General features: G+C 61.4%; 22 protein-coding genes, 1 tRNA gene and 1 pseudogene. 13 read left to right on the forward strand and 11 right to left on the reverse strand.

The genetic code is table 11. From position 1 onward, the window contains the following. Nucleotide 1 precedes the first annotated feature (1 nt). From AC1D10_RS11920 to AC1D10_RS11955, 8 genes are all read left to right on the forward strand, one after another. Complete coding sequence (locus tag AC1D10_RS11920; RefSeq protein WP_477271818.1) at nucleotides 2–340, forward strand: hypothetical protein; 339 nt, start codon at nucleotides 2–4, stop codon at nucleotides 338–340. Continuing rightward, nucleotides 337–549: a helix-turn-helix domain-containing protein gene (locus AC1D10_RS11925; protein ID WP_477271820.1), complete on the forward strand. Its 213-nt coding sequence runs from the start codon at nucleotides 337–339 to the stop codon at nucleotides 547–549. Before AC1D10_RS11920 ends, AC1D10_RS11925 begins: the two co-directional genes overlap by 4 nt. Further along, nucleotides 546–806 carry a hypothetical protein gene (locus AC1D10_RS11930; protein WP_477271822.1) on the forward strand — a complete coding sequence of 87 codons (261 nt, stop codon included), beginning with the start codon at nucleotides 546–548 and terminating at the stop codon, nucleotides 804–806. The genes AC1D10_RS11925 and AC1D10_RS11930 overlap by 4 nt, the downstream gene beginning before the upstream one ends. Before the next feature lie 53 nt (nucleotides 807–859). Next, nucleotides 860–1336 carry a hypothetical protein gene (locus AC1D10_RS11935; RefSeq protein ID WP_477271824.1) on the forward strand — a complete coding sequence of 159 codons (477 nt, stop codon included), beginning with the start codon at nucleotides 860–862 and terminating at the stop codon, nucleotides 1334–1336. Nucleotides 1337–1389: 53 nt separating this feature from the next. After that, nucleotides 1390–1833, forward strand: coding sequence for a Ros/MucR family transcriptional regulator (locus AC1D10_RS11940; RefSeq protein ID WP_477271826.1), 444 nt, complete (start codon nucleotides 1390–1392; stop codon nucleotides 1831–1833). 130 nt (nucleotides 1834–1963) lie between these two features. Then, complete coding sequence (locus AC1D10_RS11945) at nucleotides 1964–2212, forward strand: hypothetical protein (RefSeq protein ID WP_477271828.1); 249 nt, start codon at nucleotides 1964–1966, stop codon at nucleotides 2210–2212. Next, on the forward strand, nucleotides 2212–3447 hold the full coding sequence (locus tag AC1D10_RS11950) for a hypothetical protein (protein ID WP_477271830.1): 1236 nt from the start codon (nucleotides 2212–2214) through the stop codon (nucleotides 3445–3447). Before AC1D10_RS11945 ends, AC1D10_RS11950 begins: the two co-directional genes overlap by 1 nt. Nucleotides 3448–3757: 310 nt before the next feature. Continuing rightward, nucleotides 3758–3964 (forward strand): hypothetical protein, encoded by a 207-nt coding sequence (locus AC1D10_RS11955; RefSeq protein ID WP_379095160.1) that lies wholly within the window; start codon nucleotides 3758–3760, stop codon nucleotides 3962–3964. An 18-nt stretch (nucleotides 3965–3982) separates the two neighbouring features. Here AC1D10_RS11955 and AC1D10_RS11960 read toward each other — a convergent pair whose 3' ends face one another. Continuing rightward, entirely contained in the window at nucleotides 3983–4219 is a 237-nt protein-coding gene (locus tag AC1D10_RS11960) for a hypothetical protein (protein WP_477271832.1), read from the reverse strand. A 244-nt stretch (nucleotides 4220–4463) separates the two neighbouring features. Between AC1D10_RS11960 and AC1D10_RS11965 the strand changes: the two genes are divergently transcribed. From AC1D10_RS11965 to AC1D10_RS11980, 4 genes and pseudogenes are all read left to right on the forward strand, one after another. Continuing rightward, nucleotides 4464–4538, forward strand: a tRNA-Asn gene (locus tag AC1D10_RS11965). 511 nt (nucleotides 4539–5049) lie between these two features. Next, on the forward strand, nucleotides 5050–5301 hold the full coding sequence (locus AC1D10_RS11970; protein WP_477271834.1) for a hypothetical protein: 252 nt from the start codon (nucleotides 5050–5052) through the stop codon (nucleotides 5299–5301). Between the two features lie 50 nt (nucleotides 5302–5351). Further along, nucleotides 5352–5701: pseudogene (locus AC1D10_RS11975) on the forward strand (IS1 family transposase); the annotation flags it as partial. Nucleotides 5702–5732: 31 nt separating this feature from the next. After that, nucleotides 5733–6017: a hypothetical protein gene (locus tag AC1D10_RS11980; RefSeq protein WP_477271836.1), complete on the forward strand. Its 285-nt coding sequence runs from the start codon at nucleotides 5733–5735 to the stop codon at nucleotides 6015–6017. Between the two features lie 1099 nt (nucleotides 6018–7116). Here AC1D10_RS11980 and AC1D10_RS11985 read toward each other — a convergent pair. The 5 genes from AC1D10_RS11985 to AC1D10_RS12005 all read right to left on the reverse strand — a co-directional run bounded on the left by AC1D10_RS11985 (nucleotide 7117) and on the right by AC1D10_RS12005 (nucleotide 10512). Then, nucleotides 7117–7326, reverse strand: coding sequence for a hypothetical protein (locus tag AC1D10_RS11985; protein WP_477271838.1), 210 nt, complete (start codon nucleotides 7324–7326; stop codon nucleotides 7117–7119). 690 nt (nucleotides 7327–8016) lie between these two features. Beyond that, nucleotides 8017–8478, reverse strand: coding sequence for a hypothetical protein (locus AC1D10_RS11990; protein ID WP_477271840.1), 462 nt, complete (start codon nucleotides 8476–8478; stop codon nucleotides 8017–8019). A 360-nt stretch (nucleotides 8479–8838) separates the two neighbouring features. Beyond that, complete coding sequence (locus AC1D10_RS11995; protein WP_477271842.1) at nucleotides 8839–9084, reverse strand: hypothetical protein; 246 nt, start codon at nucleotides 9082–9084, stop codon at nucleotides 8839–8841. 336 nt (nucleotides 9085–9420) lie between these two features. Further along, nucleotides 9421–9822 (reverse strand): hypothetical protein, encoded by a 402-nt coding sequence (locus AC1D10_RS12000; RefSeq protein WP_477271844.1) that lies wholly within the window; start codon nucleotides 9820–9822, stop codon nucleotides 9421–9423. 387 nt (nucleotides 9823–10209) lie between these two features. Continuing rightward, nucleotides 10210–10512 carry a DUF1330 domain-containing protein gene (locus AC1D10_RS12005; protein ID WP_477271846.1) on the reverse strand — a complete coding sequence of 101 codons (303 nt, stop codon included), beginning with the start codon at nucleotides 10510–10512 and terminating at the stop codon, nucleotides 10210–10212. A 318-nt stretch (nucleotides 10513–10830) separates the two neighbouring features. On the opposite strand from AC1D10_RS12005, the gene AC1D10_RS12010 reads away from it, so the two are divergent. After that, complete coding sequence (locus AC1D10_RS12010; protein ID WP_477271848.1) at nucleotides 10831–11019, forward strand: hypothetical protein; 189 nt, start codon at nucleotides 10831–10833, stop codon at nucleotides 11017–11019. Nucleotides 11020–11129: 110 nt separating this feature from the next. On the opposite strand, the gene AC1D10_RS12015 is transcribed toward AC1D10_RS12010, so the two are convergent. The 5 genes from AC1D10_RS12015 to AC1D10_RS12035 form a co-directional block, all read right to left on the reverse strand. Beyond that, nucleotides 11130–12116 carry a 2-hydroxyacid dehydrogenase gene (locus AC1D10_RS12015; RefSeq protein ID WP_477271850.1) on the reverse strand — a complete coding sequence of 329 codons (987 nt, stop codon included), beginning with the start codon at nucleotides 12114–12116 and terminating at the stop codon, nucleotides 11130–11132. 28 nt (nucleotides 12117–12144) lie between these two features. Continuing rightward, nucleotides 12145–13101, reverse strand: a complete 957-nt coding sequence (locus tag AC1D10_RS12020) for a cyclase family protein (protein ID WP_477271852.1) — start codon at nucleotides 13099–13101, stop codon at nucleotides 12145–12147. Further along, entirely contained in the window at nucleotides 13098–14117 is a 1020-nt protein-coding gene (locus AC1D10_RS12025) for an ABC transporter permease (protein ID WP_477271854.1), read from the reverse strand. Before AC1D10_RS12025 ends, AC1D10_RS12020 begins: the two co-directional genes overlap by 4 nt. 29 nt (nucleotides 14118–14146) lie before the next feature. After that, a complete protein-coding gene (locus tag AC1D10_RS12030; RefSeq protein ID WP_477271856.1) occupies nucleotides 14147–15673 on the reverse strand; it encodes a sugar ABC transporter ATP-binding protein in 1527 nt (508 codons plus the stop codon). A 101-nt stretch (nucleotides 15674–15774) separates the two neighbouring features. Further along, on the reverse strand, nucleotides 15775–16896 hold the full coding sequence (locus AC1D10_RS12035) for a substrate-binding domain-containing protein (protein ID WP_477271858.1): 1122 nt from the start codon (nucleotides 16894–16896) through the stop codon (nucleotides 15775–15777). Nucleotides 16897–16927 lie beyond the last annotated feature (31 nt).

Consider the following 16927-nt stretch of genomic DNA (forward strand, 5'->3'; position numbering starts at 1 on the left):
AATGAAGCTCTACGGCCTCCTCACTGCGCGCAACGCAAAGGCGGGTGGCTTCACCAACCTGGACGAGGATGGGCAGCGCGAATATTTCAAGCTCTCGCGCCGGCGCAGCAGGGCCAAAGAGCGCGCCGCGCCCTCGGTACCGGCGACAGCCGCCAACATTCGCCACGCACTGGCCGATGCGGCATTGATGATCCTCGCCACTGGCGCGCCCGGCGCCGACCAAGTGCGCAAGGTCCTCGAAACGATCTTCGCCCAGCGCCCCGGTGTTCCGATCTCGGTCGAGAACGAGGCCAAGCGAGGCAAGCTGAAACCGAAACTGATCGCCAGGAGCGACCCATGAGTGGCATTCAAGACCTGAAACGCGGCCAGGTGCTAGACGCGATCGGCGAGGAGATCGTCACCGCTGAGATGCTGGCCGAAAAGGTCGGCATCTGCACCCGCACCGTCTATCGCTACGTGCGCCAGCTTCGCGAGAGCGGGCACAAGATCCTGTCCGGGCCGGGCTTCGGCTACCTGAGACTCCAGCGCGAACCGGAGGCACGGCCATGACTGCGCCTAGCATTGATCCCGCAATCGTCGAGGCGTGGGCCCGCAAGTTGGCGGAGGAACACTATGCCGATCGGTTCCAGAAGCCGATCGACGATCCGCACGTCCAGATGAACGTCGATGCCAACTGGCACCGCTTCGCGTCCGATGTCCGCCTTACCATGGAGTTTTACGCGACTGCGGGCGAAGAGATGGGCGGGCGCCCTGCCAAGGAGACAACCGCTCTCAACCCGACAGTTTTTCGCACGCCTCGCTTGTAACCAAAATGGCTACACTGTATTACTGATTTGGTTACTTGCCACGGACGCCATCAATGAACAATCCGAGCACAGCTTCCATGAAGCGCGAGCCCTATCACCCCGGACGCGGCGATTGGGCGGAATGCTACGACATGCTCTGCCGCTGGTGCTCGAACCACTGCAAATGCGAGATCGTCGAGGCGATGATCGAGATGAAGGACGGTGGCGTGTGGCCGGAAGGCGGCTGGGTCACCGATCCCGGCGCCGGCGTCACCTGCCTTTCCTACCAGCCTTCTGAACGGCCGGCGATGCCAAGACAACAGCGCAGGGCGATCGCCCGCACGCGCGAGGCCGACCTTCCGCCGGTATGCGGCGGCTGCGCGGCGCGGAAGGACAGCGAGGCCTCGGTCAGCCTGCATACCAGGCGGGATTACCAGAGCGCGGTGCGCACCGGCGCACCCTTCGTCTGCCACGAGGATCCAGCCAAGACCCGCATGTGTGGCGGGTGGTGCCGAGCCCTAGCCCGAAAGGGCGGCAAGGTCACCGCATAAGATCGGAGCCGTCCGACTCCGGTGACTGAGAACTGCAACAGGAGAGCCCTACCATGGAAAACAATGATCTTCGCTTGATCGAACTAACCGCCGAGATTGTCTCCTCCTACATCGGCAACAACCCGGTGCCGGCGACGCAACTGCCGGAACTGATCGCCAGCGTCAACGCGTCGGTTCGCCAGCTCGGCGGCGCGCTCACTGCGGCGCCGGCAGTGAAGCAGGAGCCAGCCGTCAATCCGAAGAAGTCCATATTCCCCGACTACATCATTTGCCTGGAAGACGGGAAGCGGTTCAAATCCTTGAAGCGGCATCTCCGGACCGCCTTTGGTCTGAGCCCGGATGACTATCGCGCCAAATGGGGCCTGCCTGCCGACTATCCGATGGTCGCGCCGACTTACTCGGCCACACGCTCGGCGCTGGCGAAATCGAGCGGCCTGGGCCTGCATAAGCCGGCGCCGGCACGGGGCGTCGGCTCTCGGCTGCGCGCGATCAAGTAGGTCGGCCATGATGCTAAGCCAGACTGGAGGAGGCGCGCGCCGAAGTCGCGCGCCTCGAACGTGGACTACTGGTCGGCGCGTTTCCACGACAACAAGGAACAGTCGGTTGTGAAAAACGAGGATAATGTGCATGACTAAGCGCGCACTGATCCCTTCTGGTTGCTGGCCGCCGAGAATGCCGCCTGAAATCGCGGCCGGCTATGTCGGCGAGCGAACGGTGGAAGCGTTCCTGCGCCTGGTGGGGCAATCATATCCAGCCCCTGTCGTGGACGAAGGATCGGGGAAAGGACGGCGCAGGCTTTGGCTCAGGACGGACCTCGATCGCGCGATAGGGCTGGACGCCGACAACGACGCGGTCCCGCCCGTAGCCGAATTTTGATGTCCGTCGAGATCACCCTGCCCCGCTATGTGTCGAGCAAGGCGCTCAGATCGGGCGCGACCGGCTTTTACTGGAACTGCCCTAAACTCTACCGCAAGGCCGGCTGCCAGTGGCGCTCCGCGACGCTGGGCGAAAATCTCTCCCAGCAAGACCTCGCCGAAGCCGCCAAGGTCTGGAACGACCGCTTCGACGAGTGGAAGATCGGGGCTGCTCGCGTCGACCAGGGCGAGCGCCCGCTGAAAGAGCATTTTCGCTACGGCACCGTCGGCTGGCTGCTCGACTACTATCTGACCTCCGACGCCTTCCTCGAGCGCGTCTCCGAGCCCTCGCGGCCAGACTATCAGCGCATTTTCCGCCGCGTGTGCGACGTGACATCGAAAAAGAACGGCCGGCGCACCGCCGATCTGCGGGTTATCGAGTTCGGCGTGCTGACAGCGGTCGCGGTCTATGGCCGATTCGCCGATGCCCCGCGCTCTGCCGAAAAGGTGCTGATGTATTGCGAAACCGCATGGGGCCGGATGCTACCGCATTTCCCGAAGCTGTTCCGCCCCGACGTGCCCAACCCCTGGAACGGCGTCACCAAGAAGCGACGCGACAAGCGGAAGAAGACCCATGTCGACCGCGCGACCGTCTACCGATTCGCCCGCGGTGCGATCGAGAAGAAACGGCCGGAGCTTGGCGCTGCGGCTGTGCTGGCCTTTGAATGGTTCATGCGACCGTCCTCAATCTCGGCTGGCTATGCCTCCTGGACAAACTATCGCTCGGCCGCCAACCCGACGAAGATCAAGATCCTGCACCGCAAGAACGGCGGCGAGGTCGACCATCCGCTCGAAGCGACGATCGGCAACCAGGTGGTGAGCTTCTACCCCGATGCCGAATCAGTGCTCGCCGCAGTGCCACAGCGCGGCCTGTCGATCGTCACCAAGCCCGACGGCCAACTCTTCGGTGACACGACGCTCCTCCCGAAAGCGATTCGCGAGATGGCCGATTTGCTCGGCATGTCCGGCTTTACGCTGGAGAAGGCGCGCCATGGCGGCATGACGGAGATGGAGGAGTCCGGACTGACGGAAGGCCAGGGCAAGGCGCTGTCAACGCACCACACCAATGCCTATCGCGCGTATGCCAAAGAGACCGAAAAACGGGTGCTCACGGCGACCTTGAAACGGTTCGGCCATTCCGAAAGCCCGGAAAACACAATGGAATCAATGGCCGAAAGTGCCTCGAAAACGGCCTAAATCAGGGTGTTTTTCGGAATGGCGTTGAAATCATTGAGGTTAGACGGGATTTGCAGTCCTCTGCGTAACCACTCCGCCACGAGGCCTCGTTGCTCCCGGCGTTCCACCCGGTTCCAATAGGTTGCGGCGAAAATGCCGTCAAGCGGCCACCGTGCATTCCGGACGGTTTCCTCTGCGCCAATCCGGGCAGCATCCCGTCAAATCGTCGGGGAGGACCTCACGGCGATACATTAGCGGATTGTTAAGCATGGCTCGCGCTCGGATGAAACCCATCCACGGCCCATACGTTCAGCATGGCGGGAGGCTAGCCATGCGTCCGACAATGGCGGCAAAAGACAAGAATGCTGCGTCCGGCCTGTCGCTGCCGCAGTGCGAAGAGCTTTTGCGCTATGCTATCGACCGCCTGTGTATCGGGAGTGCGAGCAGCCTGTCGCCGCACGACCGGGCGAAGCTCGCCTCAGCCGCGGCGATTCTCAAGCAGATCCGCGAAGCGTTGGAAGAGCACGCCGGCCGCTGAGCCCTGCGCTATCGGCCCTCAATCCGGCCGGCGGCGCCGTTCCCACCAGACGACAAAACGGCGCCGGTGGCGGCGAACCAGGGCGAATTCATAGGACAGCACCAGCAATCCGAGCGGAACCATCCAGAAGCCGAGGATCGGCAGGAAACCGAGGATGCCGCCGATGGTTAGCACGATGCCGATGGTGATTCTGAGCCCGCGCGAGCGCGGCATCTTGAATTCACGTCCGAAAACCGAGATTTTCCGCGCCGGCATCTGATTGTCATGTACTGTCATCGTCTCGAAGATTGACCCGTTTTCACCGCTCAGGAACATCATCAACCAAAGCCGCAGCCGCGCTTTCGGTTCCGTACCCCTGCCAAGACGGCTAATATGAGGACATCCGCCAACGATTGCGAGAAACGCCTGAGCGAAAAAGCCTCGGAAAAATACGAAATGCTTCTTTGCAAAGCGGAAAAGGGTTTGCTATAGGCTGCGCCACTCACATGAGAGCGTCTGTTCCCCGGTAGCTCAGTGGTAGAGCAACCGGCTGTTAACCGGTTGGTCGCTGGTTCGAATCCGGCCCGGGGAGCCAACATTTCTAAACACTTAGCGATGCAGCGAAATCGCCGATTTTGGTGATAGGTACGCTTGGCATGTTTGCCATGCGCAGGAATCACGCGGCCGAACGCAAATCTCGGAAGGATCGGAGAAAAGCTCGCACCGGCGAGTTGGCCTGCACTGTTGCCAGCAATGTAGGTTCGTCAGCCATGCACAACACACACCATGAATCACGGAGCGGTCACCCTGAACGAATTCTTGCTTTCCAAATCCTTCCTGCGACTATCGGTGGGTCCGTGCGACATGGAGGCGACATAGGAGGATATGCGAGGAGCGCTTTTCGGTGTCGTTGTGGTTGCTGCCTTGGCCGGTTGCTCGAACAGCGAGCCTCGGTATCAAGTCCGATCGCGGCCTATATGAATCCGGGCCAGCCGCAGCCGACAACCCTCTTGCTTGACAGACAGACCGCTCAGACTTGGTTCTTGGTCGCGCACCGCCACCGGTGAAATCACATGGTTGCCTCTTGTTGCACCAATGATGTTGAAATGAGGTTCTTCCGCGCCGTGGCGTTGGTTTCAGTCTTGGCCGGCTGCGCGCCCAAGGCTGACGACTCCGTCATCTACACGCTCTACAGAAGCTCCGCTGCCGCCGAAATGCGGATCCATGTGGCAACCTTCGATGCGATGGAGGCAGAGGCCTACAACCGCGAGAATTGTCAAGTTGCAGCCGTTCTGTTTCGGGCGCAACCGGGTGTCGTTGTCCATTATTGGTGCGAGAAAGGGCGATACAGAAAATAAAATAGAGAAGCCCGCCACATGATGCAGCGGCCTCGAAAGTTCGTAGTGTCTCCCCCGCCGTCTGCACCGGCGCGACCAAGACGCGGATTGAAGGCAATCCCGATCCGGTGCATGTCAGCACGTCGCATATCGAGCGTGCCAATCTCACGATGCGCATGGCCAATCGCCGCTTCACGCGCCTCACCAATGCGTTCTCAAAGAAGTTCGAAAACCATGTCCACATGGTCGCGATCTACGCGGTTTGGTACACCTTCATCACAAGACGCTGAAAATGACGCCAGCAATGGCCGCTGGCGTTTCCGCCACGCTCTGGTCAATGGACGATCTTTGCGAGAAGATAGATTCAGTTACGCCGAAGCCGGGGCCGCGCGGCCCTTACAAAACGAAAGCCGTCGCCTAATGCCTATAAAAGATAGCACTGGGAGGGCCGCGTGAAACGCGCGTTACTATTTGGGCTCGCGGCCCAGCTAATCTTCATTGGCGCGATCTTTCTATTTTTTGATGATCTAATGCTGCCAATGACGCGGTCTCCGGTCATTGGCATTGTCGCATTGGGTTTGGGCGTCGCGAGCGCATTTTTCGCTTGGAGAGCGACCCCTCATTCGTCATGGCTGGTCAAAATCGGGATGTGGATTGCCGGCTTCCTTGCCATCTACGTGGTAATCCCCGTCATCGAAGTCGTCGCCGTGCTGATCATTCCGCTTATTTCAGACTGAGACACTACCCGAAAGTTTGAACCATTCCGCAGTGTCAGCATTGAAGCTATATTACGTCGCGGAGGCGAAGGGCGATGGATACGGTAACGTCTGCCATTATGGTGCTGTTGTCGTGCAGTCCCGATTTGATGCTATGCCGAGCGCCGGCAGCAAAGCCCATGGTCTTTTCGACCACGCCCCAATGCGAAGAAGCGCTGGCCGATCAGATATCGAGAGTTCCGCACGCTGGTCAAAAAACGGTTGGACGTTGCCAGGTGGTCAGAGATGAGAATGATGTCACGAGGTGGGGCGTCTCGCCGAATGGCGAGCTATTTTACGCCAGCGCGACGGACGTGATCGGGACAGTAGCCTCGACTGCAACCGCTGCCCCTGCAAAGAGCGGACCTGCGACAGTGCGCGTCACGCGTGGTAACGGTTCCGGCGCGGTGACCACGTCGTACACAGTCCTTAGCACCGGCTCAAAGTAAACGAGAGAAAAGCCCGTCACCATAAGGCAGCGGGCCATTTGGTCAGGGGTGATCAGGAATTCTTATCGCCGTTTGGAATTGGTGCCGGTGCCTCTCTCACATCTCGCGGTGGCGGATCGACGTGTTCAGGCTCCGGCGACGATTCCTTGTCGGGACGACGGCCTGGTGTTTTCTTTGGGTCGGGCCCCGGCGGTTCTTTGATCTTGTTTGGCATCTCCATGTCCTCTCATCCCCTGAAACCGGATCGCTGCTGTCTTGGTTCCCATAGCGCAGCCAAAAAGGCCGCCAAACGTGATGCAGCTCGTGCCGAGCCCTCGGCCGCGCGCTCGCCTTGATCGGGGGATAATGGCATGGGGGAAGATCGCAATTGTAGCCTCGCTGCTATGCGAGCACGAGCGATATAAGAGCAGCCCCGGACGGGAATGATTAAGCCAAAGGGTTTCGCGATTACACCATAGGCCAGCGCAATGACGCTGTTCACAACACAACGACAAGCGGTCGATTCCTTAGGGATGTCGCCACTCCAAAAGCCCGTCGCAGGTCGCTCCCGTGGCGGGCTTTTCAGGGTTTGGGGCTGGATTGCGGGCTTCCCGCATAGGCGAGGCCTCATGGGTCCAACCCTGTTGCGAAAGCTATTGCGATCGACCTCTCCGCGAAAACAGTTCGGCAGTGATTTCGTCTCTGTCCCCACCATGCCTGGCGATCATGGCCAGCGCTTCCTGGCGGCCAATGTTGCCGAGCTTCATGAGGTACGGAACCTCAAACGTTCTCTTGTTGAGGCGCCATTCTGGCACGTACCTCGTTGCTGCTTTTCGCGCTGTTGTTCCATCTTGACGCATCATTTTGACTCCTCTCCCTGATATGATGATGCCGTCGCGAATTCCGTGCCACGTCCCGCTTCGGAAGGGTATTCGAGGTTACATCTTTCGGCGGTAGCGCTTCATGCGCACGCGCTCTGGCCCTTGCATTGGAGGGAGCGCATGCTTCGCGCCAGCCAGCACAGCGTCCCCTCGAAGCCAGACTGGTCAGGCCCGGTGGCCGCCGCTGCTAGTCCCCTGGCAAATCGCTGTTGGCTCTTGCCGATCTCCTTCGCTATCGCCAGCGCCTTGGACTTATCCTTGGGGTGAGAGCACCGTGCGCCAATGTTGTGGCCGGCTTAGGTCCGGCTGGCATACTTCACCTTGCCCCACTGGCTGCATTGAGGACACGAAGGACGGAGATAGGCCAACTTGTCGCCCGGAATATTTCCGGAACTGGTGATCGTCAGGCTACCGCCATTGAAACCCTCCAAGCTGTAGGATTCCCAGGTGCCGCTGAGGGGCTGATCGTCTTCTCGTAGCTTCAAATACCCCGTGCGACCGCATTCGCAAACCAGCTTTTCCCGTAAGACTGTTGAGAGCACTTAGGACTGACCTTGCGATGCGGCAAACAAGCCTGATACTACCATGAGCATCTTAAGCTTGCCGCCATTCATTGTGATGATTGCGGATAACGCTATCGGATAGCTATCGAAAGTCGGTTTCCATTCGCGATTACAGGCGGGATTTTCTTACGGGAACGCGGGGTCTTCTTATCGTCAGGCGAGCTTTTGTTACCGGAAGCGACTTGGTTTTGGCGGCAGCCAAGCCTTTCTCTCTTTCCCTCTCTAGTTCCAACAAGCTGATGTACTCCGTATCAAAGGCCTCACTGTTCTTCCGGTCCTGGCCCCTGAGATAGAAATACGGCAGCGCAAATGCCAAAATCATGACTATGCCGATCGCACCTGCCATGTGACTGCTGCCGACAATCCAACAAAAAACAGCAACCACGCTGCCGGCTATCGCCGCTCCGGCCACACTTGCCCAGAAAGGATCATATTTAGGCGGCGGCGCAACAGAGTCTGCCCGTCGTCTGGCCTCGAAGCTAATGCGTGCAGCATCCAATCTGACAATTCCCGATATCGATTGCACTTTAGCAATTTCTAATGACACGGCAAAGCGCCCGCCATCGTCCAAAAGGCTGTATTCCGACAACTCTAGCGAGAGCGCTATAATTCAACACTCGGCGTCGTTTCCCTCAAAGCGCCGCCGGTAAAGGCTCGGCGCCCTTCTGGTTCGTTCAGTGTCAAAAGCAGGGCGCCGGGCTGCTTAGCCAGCGCTCCCCAGCCGTAGCCCGCGCCGGTCCCGTCCCGAGCCATTGAATGAACGGCCAGCGATTTCTCGGATAGATTTTGGGAGCGCTTCATGCGCGCCCTGGAGCGTTCGATAACGGACGCAGGTAGGCGATAGAAGCGGCTTGACGATGCACTTATGGAGCGCCTCCGCTGCCTTCAGAAAGCGCTTGATCTCAGCCTCTGAAAGTTGCCTGGCCCAGCTTTACTCCGCAGTTGTGTCTTCGGGCGGCGGCGTCAAAACTGTGATGTCCATTCTGGCGATCTGCGATGCGGCGGTGCCCTGCGAGTTAGAATCTGTGTCGCCCGTTTCTGCAACCATTGCCTTGGCGCGATGTCCTACGCTGTCGGCGCTTTTGCCCGGCGCAAATCCTTCGCCTGTTTCTGGCTTTGCGGCTTTCAATTGAGTTTCCGGTACCTGCCGATGCTGACTTGCAATAACCGAAACCATCGATCCCTCCTTTGGTGAGGCGCCATGGTATCTGGCATGGCTGTTGCGAGACTTACCATGCTGCGCTCAATGCCTTGCGCACGGCGGCGGCAAGGTTCCCGTCTGCTGCCCATTGCCGCAATGAGTACATCTTTCGGCGGTAGACCCTCATGCGGATGCGCTCTGGCTCTTGCATCACAGTGAGCGCATGTTTCGGCTCAGCCAGCACAGCGCCTCCTCGAGCCTTACTGGTCAGGCCCAGCGGCAACCGCTGTTAGTCCCCTAGCAAGTTGCTGGGCCGCCTGCCCCGGCAGAAGAAACGCGGCTCCCTCAGCGCTTCACCTCACCAACTCGGATTTAGAAGGCAGCGCCGATCTCGGTATGCGGCGCAAAGAAACAGCGGGTGTCGCCCTTTCTGAAACTTCCCTGATCCAGGTTGAGAAATTCCGATTGATAGATGCAACGGTGGAACTGCCGATCATGGCTATGCTGTATGCGAAGATGCGGGATGAACTCGCCGGTGGGGAGATAGATATAGCCGCCCGGCATTTCTTTGACTTCAGATACCGGGATCGGTGCGCACTCCGACCCTCCGCAGCAGCCGAAGCCTGTGACGGGATCCGTCTTCCCCGTATACCACTCGTGGGCAATGGCCCCAGTCGAAACGACGGCCAAGGCCGGGATGAGAATTTTGACAGACCTGCGCATGTATCCCCCGCGCAATCCAGCTGGGCAGCTCGATCCCTTGCGTTCCTTCATTCATGCTTCTAGAACATTAGCATTGGCGCATATATTTGCCAGCCGCGCCGTCCCCTCAAGCCCGCCGGTCAGACCCACGCTTTGATTAGGGAATTCGCCGGCAGCGACGACATCTGAGTTGCTTGGAATTGTAAGTAGCCAGCGCTACCGGACGCAAAAGAAATGGCCGGTGCGGGTAGATGCTTGGGTGAAGCGCGCCGCACCGGCCACTGCGATTGCGGGAAAAGCCCCCGCGCTGATAAGCTTATAACATATTAGAAGTCGCGCAATTAAGACTGAAGTCCTTGGTTTGCCGGCCCTAAAGACCCGCTTTCGCGGTGTGCGGACTTCGCGCAAAAACGACCGGCCATCTGCGTGATGACAGCACAAGAGTGAGCCACGACATCGTCACACAGCGGGTGTTGCGATCCCCTCGAGCGCGATGATTCTGGTGCTGGCGCAACGCTTGCGGATGTCGATAAGGCGGGCGTATTCCGGCGAATTGTACCAGCCCATCAATGACGCCATGTCGGGGAATTCGATAATAACCAAACGGTGTGGCTCCCAATCACCTTCAAGAACCTTGGTCGCACCGCCACGACCCAGGTATCGCCCACCGTAACGCTCCTCGGTGGCCGGCACATCCCGCCGGTATTCCTCGAACACCGCCGCGTCTTTTATGTCTACATCCGCGATCAGATAGGCGGCCATTTGTGCTCCTCCCTCTCAGCAGCGGCCGAACCTTTGCGCTCCGAGCTTTAGCCCCAGAGGCCACCCCGGATCGCCGCATGCTCCGCTCGCCCTGAGCGCGCCATCGCCCCCAGCAATGTTGGGAGTGGCGATTTCCGCTTCCTGCCCCCTACCCATTGTGACACCCCCCTTAGTCGAACGGCTTATATTAGCAGTCTCTTGACTAACGGGCCAGCAGCGTCAGAATCCTGTGCTTGGCGCGGCAGATCAATACCGGTGACAGGTTGCCGATCAGCGTCACCGTGGGCAAGCATATCGAATGGCGAGACGGTGGGGCAGATGGCTGGCAAAGAGGTGATCGCGGTCAAAGACTGGGCTTGCGCCATGAGTGACGAGCGCGGCCGTGTGGTCCTGACCATCAACCCGACTGAGGGCGAGTCTATCTTCGTTTTGATGACAATTTTCCAGGCAGCAAAAATGGCCCAGGAACTGCGGTCGCCGAAACTCGTCCACCTCTCCCCTCAATGACACCAAGCGCCGGCACGAAGCCAGCACAAGGGTGAAGGCTGCGGTAGCGCGGTTCATCCCCGCCGGATGGCCAGGCAGGATATCGGCACTATCAAACTCGCCAGGCGGCCTCACTCCACCCGGGTAAGAAGCGCGCGCCCTCCGAAATATGCGTCCGCATTCTGGATGACCAATTGCCCCATGGCCAAACGCGTCTCGTAGGTAAAGCTGCCGATATGAGGGGTGAGGACGACATTTTCCAGCCTCAGCAATTCCGCCGGTACGTTGGGCTCGTCGGCAAACACGTCGAGCGCCGCGGCGCCCAGACTGTTCGACTCGAGCGATGCAACGAGGGCAGCTTCGTCCACGACGCTTCCGCGCGACACATTCACCAGCAAGCCGCCGGGACCAAGAGCATCGAGCACTCTGCGGTCGATCAAGCGAAACGTGCCTGCACCGCCCGGCACCGCAATGAACAGCACCTCGCAATACGCCGCGAGGGAAACCGGATCGGGAAAATACCGGTACGCGATGTCGCTCGCCGGCTTGGACTTGCAATAGGCGATCTCGGCGTCGAACACGGCGAGGCGCCTGGCGATGGCTTTTCCGATCCGCCCCATGCCGACAATGCCGACCTTGCGGCCCCTTGCGCTCAGCGGAAGCCGCGACTGCAGCGGTGCCGACCATTGTCCCGCGCGTACCGCACGATCACCTGCCGCGATCAGGCGAGTTGCCGCGAGGAACAGCCCGATGGCGAGATCGGCGACGTCGTCGGTGAGAACGTCTGGCGTATTGGTCACGCTGATGCCCCGTCGGCGGACGGTCGCAAAGTCTATGGCATCGACACCCACACCGTACACGGTGATGAGTTCGAGCGCGGGCAAGCTGTCGATGAGGCGCGCATCGGCTCCGCGACCGCCGGTGGTTACCAGGCCGCGGATGGTATGGCCGTGTTCTCCAACCAGCGCTTCTAGTCCCGGGCTCTCGAAAGCGTTGTAGCACGTGAACCGGGCGCTGAGTTCAGCCATGGCGGCCGCGGGCTCGAGCTTCGACAGCACAAGGATTTCGGGAGCACGTTCGGGAGCGTCGGTCGGTTGCGAAGTATCGTGCGTCTGCATTGCAGCGTCCAGGACGTAAGAGGGCCGATCAGATGATCGCGAATGGCGTGCCGGGCGATCCGGTCGCCCCCACGATCGGCACCGGCGCGAACACATAGGCGAATTCGCTGATCCCGGTCGCCGCGATGGCATCGAGCGCAAGGCCTTCGTGCAGGTGGATGCCATGCTGCATGATCAAGTGCTGGTGGCAGGGGTGGAACACATCCGGATCGACCGGCGGCACCACGTCCACGGCAAAATTGTCGGCTCCAACCAGTGATGGCTGGAACGGCGCTAGCCATTCGGCGGCCGCCAGCCCGAGGCCGGGCGCGCCGTCGTAGAAGGTCGCCGCCTCGGTCCGGAAGCGGCTGCCGTGCCCCGTACGCACCAGGATTGCGTCGCCGGGAGTCAGCGCCGCCTCGTTGAGGCCCTGCCGCTCGAGGCAGGCTTTGAGATCGGCGACGGTGATCTCCTCACCTGGATCGAGCACGCGCTGCTTGAGCGCCTGCACATCGAACAGGATGCCGCGGGTGAAGAAGATGGGGGCATTCTCGATCCCGAGCCGGCGCAGGCCGTAGGGCGACCAGATTTCGGAAAGCGGGGTGCCGTTGTAGAAGAGGATGTTGCCGTGATCGGACGCATCGCCGACCTGCCGGCCGAGATGGCCGAGCGCGTCCATGTGCGTGCCGATCTGGCCAATCTCGGTCGTCAGGAACTCGTCGTTCCAGACGGTTCGGCTGCGGGCGCCGTGCGGGCCGCCGGTCGGCCCGCCAGGCATGCGCAGGCCAAAGATGCGCCCCGGCGCGAGCGGGATCTGGGCATCGTAGCGATGACCGAGGGAAACGATCTCTCCCGTTCTGACCAAGGCGAGCGCCTCCATCACCTTGTGTGCCCCCTGCAGATTGCCGTTGCCGCGCTGGTCGTCCGCGCCCCAGCGCGAGGGATACCAGTGCGCACCAAGCGCGGGACTGCTGTCGGCGGGTCCATCGGATGGGTTGCCAGTCATTTGCTTACTCCCTCGGCAGGTGTGGCCGGCACATCGGTGCCGCTTCGCGCCGCGGCGTCGGCGGCAGTGCCAGCCACGGTCCGACGCTTGCTGGCGGTGACGGCCAGCCCCACCGCGATGATCAGCGTTGCGCCGTTGAACAGGGACTCGACGAAGAACGGGGCTCCCAGTTGGTTGAGACCGGCAACGGTGACGGCGAGCACCGCCACTGCGAGCACGGTGCCCCAAACGTTGACGCGGCCCGGCTTGATGGCTGTGGCACCCAGCAGCGCAGCCGTGAAGGCCGGAAGCAGGTATTCCTGGCCCACGGAGCTCTGGCCAACCTGCAACTGCGACTGCAGCACGATGCCGGCAAAGGCCGAGAGCACGCCGGCGGCGACGAGGGCCCCGGTGACGTACTTCTTTTCCGAGATACCGTTGAGCTGGGCGGCGCGCGGGTTCATGCCGAGGACATAGACGAAGCGGCCGACGGGCAGGAATTCGAGCACGATCCAGAGAATGATGGTGATGACCAGGACGTAGACCGCCGGCAGCGGTACGCCATAGACGACGCCGGACAGCGCGAGGAAGGAATCGGGCAGGTTCGCCAGCACCTGCTGACCGCCAGTGTACCACTGGTTTATGCCGAGCAAAACGGTACCCGTACCCAGCGTGGCGATGAAGCTGTCGATGCCGACCACGGTGACCAATATGCCGTTGATCAGGCCCACCAGCGCCCCGAGCAGGAGGATCAGCACCACCACCACCGGCCAAGGAATGCCCATGCCCTGGAGCCCGATCGCCAGCACCTGGGCGATGCCGAGGACGAAGGCGACCGACAGGTCGAAGCGGTTGGCAGCGATGGGGATCATCGCGGCGAGCGCCACGATGGCCTGGATCGATTTGCTGCCGGCGAGCGCCTGAAAGTTGAAATAGGTGAGGAAAGTGTCGGGCTTGAGCACCGAGAACAGGGCGATGAGGGCGACGAGGACGATCAGCAGCCCCCATACCGAAACGAACCGGGTGGCCCGCGCCATCGCGCTTCCGCGCTGGGAAAGTTGTGCAGTCATGCTGTGGCCTCAAAAGCTTCGGCGCCGGCTGCCAGTGCAGTCAGGCGTGACACCGTCAACTGGTCGCGAGGTATTTCGGCCGCCACCCGCCCGCGATTGAACACAAGCGCCCGGTGACACACCTTGGCTATCTCCTCGAAATCCGACGAGACCAGCAGCACTGCCATACCCTTGGCGAGTGACCTCTGCATCAGGGCGTAGATCTCGGCTTTCGAGCCGACGTCGACGCCTGTCGTCGGTTCTTCGAGAATGAGCAGATCGACCGCCCCCTCCAGCCAGCGGGCAACGATGACTTTCTGCTGGTTGCCGCCGCTCAGCGTCGCGATGGCACGTTCCGGATCGGACGGGCGGATCGAGTAGCGGGCGATGACGGCGGCCGAACGGGCCCGCTCTCCCGCCGGATCGATCCAGCCCGAGGGCTTCATTCCCGTCAAGGTAGGGTTGAGGTAGAGGTTCTCGCGCACGCTGAGCGAGGCGGCCATGCTTTCCTCGCCGCGCTTGCTCGAGATGAACCCGATGCCGGCTGCCATTGCCTGCTCGGCGGTGGCCGGCGCGATCAAGCGACCGCCCAGGGTCACCGTCCCGGCATCGATCGGTCGATCGCCGAACAGAGCGCGGGCGATCGTGTCATGGCCGGCACCGCGCAGGCCGACCAGCCCGAGCGTCTCCCCCGCGGTCACGGAAAAGCTCACGGGCCCGGCGGGGCCAGACTGCAGCTCCGACACCGCGAGCAGCGGACGGACGGACGCAGGCGGTGGAGCGAGTTCGGTTTCGACCAGCTCCCGGCCGACGATCATCGCGACCAGCCGGTCGGGCACGGTATCCCTTACCTCGGCAGTCGCGACCTTGCGTCCGTCACGCAGCACCGTCACACGGTCGGCAATGCGAAACACCTCATCCAGGCGGTGCGAAACATAGATAATGCCGAGCCCGTTCGTCCTGAGGCGGGCGAGCGCCCCGAAAAGCCGGCCGACGTCGGCCTCTGGCAGGGACGCCGTCGGCTCGTCCAGCACCAGTACGTCGCAGCGGGTGGCCAGGGCGCGGGCGATCGCCACGATCGACTTTTCGGCGGCCGTCAGCGTTCCAACCCGAGCCTCGGGATCGATGTCGCTGGCCATTGCCGTCAGTGCCCGGCGCGCGGCCCGGTCGGTTTCGCGCCAGTCGATCAAGTAGCGGCGGCGGGAATAGCCGGCGGCGATCGCGACATTCTCGCCGACGCTCATGGTGTCCACGAGCCCGAGGTCCTGATGGATGAAGTTGATCGGCAGCCGCTCGCTGATGGGGTCTGCCAGGCGGCCTGCGATCCGGATGTCACCGCTGAGCGGTGGGTAAACGCCGGCAAGAATCTTGATCAGCGTCGATTTGCCGGCGCCATTCTGACCGAGCAGGGCGTGGATTTCGCCACGCCGCAGGTCGAAATCGACTCCGTCGAGTGCGAGCGTTCCGGTAAACGCCTTTGAAAGACCGGTGATTGAAAGCACCGGTTCGTCGCCCCGGTTTGGCGGGGATGGCTCAAACGGCATGTGCGGTACTCAGGCTGGCCGCGCGAACCTGCGGTCCGCGCCCGAAGAACTAGGAGGCGTCGTCCGGAGGAACGACGCCTCGCTTGTCGTTGCGGAGCAGTCTACTTGACGCCCCAGTTGCTCAGATAGTGTTCCTTGTAGCCGTTCGACGGCACGAAGTTGTTCTTGTCGCCGCCTTCCTTTTCGACGTTTTGCGGCGTCACCAGATAAGGCGGCTGCACGAAGCCGCTTGGCGCCTGCTTGTTGAAGGCGCGGTTGAACTCGTCGACCGCCTGATAGGCCTGCAGCTCGATTGGCTCGGATACCGTCACGGTCTGGTAAGTGCCCTTGCGGATGCGGTCATAGGCTGACCGGTTGCCGTCCGCGCCGATCAATTTGACGTCAGCCGCCTTAAGCCCGCCCGTCCGCAGCACCGGCACGGCGAAGTCGAAGTCGTTGTCACCCACGGACGTGATGTAAAGCGGCGTCCCGAAACGCTGAATCCAGCTCGTGGTCAGCTGCGGCATCCGTTGAGCCGCTTCGGAGGCCGGCGAGTTCGCATATTCGACGACCTGACAGGTCGTGCACTTGGCTATCTGGTCGCGCGTCGCCTTCGATTTGGTCTCGGCGATCTGGTACTCGTTGTGGGTCAGCACGACGACCTTTGCCTTCCCGTCGCTGTCGGCGATCGCCCAGTCAGCTTCGGCCGCGCCGATCTCGCGCGGATCTTCCTGGATGTTCACGAACAGTCCGAGGTCAGGCTGCGGTCCGGGCAGCGAGGCGGCATGCATGCCGATCACCGTGATACCGGCCTTGTTGGCTGCTGCGATCGGATCCTTGAGGCTCGCCGCGTCGGCAAAGATCGCAATGCCGTTTGGCTTCAGCGCGATCGCCTGGTTGAACCCGGAGAGCCAGCTGGTCGGGCTGCCCTTGCCGTCGATAACGGTTACATCCCAGCCGAGCTTGGCTCCGGCTTCCTTCATGAACTGTCCATAGAGGTGCGAGATGTCATTCTGCTCGTCACCCGACAGGAACACCAGCTTCATGCCCTTGGCGGGAGCGGGCGCGCTGGTCGGCCCTTCCCAGGTGGTCTGCGGGCCGGCATATTTGGCGACCGCCACCTTTGCATTCGCCACGGCGTCATCGGCGTGAGCCAGGCCGGCGAATCCCGCTGCCTGCAGTGCCAGGAGGGCAACCCCTCCCCACCGCAGTGCCGGACCGCCTCGTCCAAAGCGCTTATGCATTTCGTTCTCCATCCCGTTGAACACCACCTGA

The organism is Mesorhizobium sp. P2_A8, from assembly GCF_056404935.1.

Bases quoted from the DNA above. Each gene is read 5' to 3' on its own strand.
- AC1D10_RS11920 (WP_477271818.1), top strand. From the start codon at position 2: ATGAAGCTCTACGGCCTCCTCACTGCGCGCAACGCAAAGGCGGGTGGC.
- AC1D10_RS11925 (WP_477271820.1), top strand. From the start codon at position 337: ATGAGTGGCATTCAAGACCTGAAACGCGGCCAGGTGCTAGACGCGATC.
- AC1D10_RS11930 (WP_477271822.1), top strand. From the start codon at position 546: ATGACTGCGCCTAGCATTGATCCCGCAATCGTCGAGGCGTGGGCCCGC.
- AC1D10_RS11935 (WP_477271824.1), top strand. From the start codon at position 860: ATGAACAATCCGAGCACAGCTTCCATGAAGCGCGAGCCCTATCACCCC.
- AC1D10_RS11940 (WP_477271826.1), top strand. From the start codon at position 1,390: ATGGAAAACAATGATCTTCGCTTGATCGAACTAACCGCCGAGATTGTC.
- AC1D10_RS11945 (WP_477271828.1), top strand. From the start codon at position 1,964: ATGACTAAGCGCGCACTGATCCCTTCTGGTTGCTGGCCGCCGAGAATG.
- AC1D10_RS11950 (WP_477271830.1), top strand. From the start codon at position 2,212: ATGTCCGTCGAGATCACCCTGCCCCGCTATGTGTCGAGCAAGGCGCTC.
- AC1D10_RS11955 (WP_379095160.1), top strand. From the start codon at position 3,758: ATGCGTCCGACAATGGCGGCAAAAGACAAGAATGCTGCGTCCGGCCTG.
- AC1D10_RS11960 (WP_477271832.1), bottom strand. From the start codon at position 4,219: ATGCCGGCGCGGAAAATCTCGGTTTTCGGACGTGAATTCAAGATGCCG.
- AC1D10_RS11970 (WP_477271834.1), top strand. From the start codon at position 5,050: ATGAGGTTCTTCCGCGCCGTGGCGTTGGTTTCAGTCTTGGCCGGCTGC.
- AC1D10_RS11985 (WP_477271838.1), bottom strand. From the start codon at position 7,326: ATGATGCGTCAAGATGGAACAACAGCGCGAAAAGCAGCAACGAGGTAC.
- AC1D10_RS11995 (WP_477271842.1), bottom strand. From the start codon at position 9,084: ATGGTTTCGGTTATTGCAAGTCAGCATCGGCAGGTACCGGAAACTCAA.
- AC1D10_RS12000 (WP_477271844.1), bottom strand. From the start codon at position 9,822: ATGAAGGAACGCAAGGGATCGAGCTGCCCAGCTGGATTGCGCGGGGGA.
- AC1D10_RS12005 (WP_477271846.1), bottom strand. From the start codon at position 10,512: ATGGCCGCCTATCTGATCGCGGATGTAGACATAAAAGACGCGGCGGTG.
- AC1D10_RS12010 (WP_477271848.1), top strand. From the start codon at position 10,831: ATGGCTGGCAAAGAGGTGATCGCGGTCAAAGACTGGGCTTGCGCCATG.
- AC1D10_RS12015 (WP_477271850.1), bottom strand. From the start codon at position 12,116: ATGCAGACGCACGATACTTCGCAACCGACCGACGCTCCCGAACGTGCT.
- AC1D10_RS12020 (WP_477271852.1), bottom strand. From the start codon at position 13,101: ATGACTGGCAACCCATCCGATGGACCCGCCGACAGCAGTCCCGCGCTT.
- AC1D10_RS12025 (WP_477271854.1), bottom strand. From the start codon at position 14,117: ATGGCGCGGGCCACCCGGTTCGTTTCGGTATGGGGGCTGCTGATCGTC.
- AC1D10_RS12030 (WP_477271856.1), bottom strand. From the start codon at position 15,673: ATGCCGTTTGAGCCATCCCCGCCAAACCGGGGCGACGAACCGGTGCTT.
- AC1D10_RS12035 (WP_477271858.1), bottom strand. From the start codon at position 16,896: ATGCATAAGCGCTTTGGACGAGGCGGTCCGGCACTGCGGTGGGGAGGG.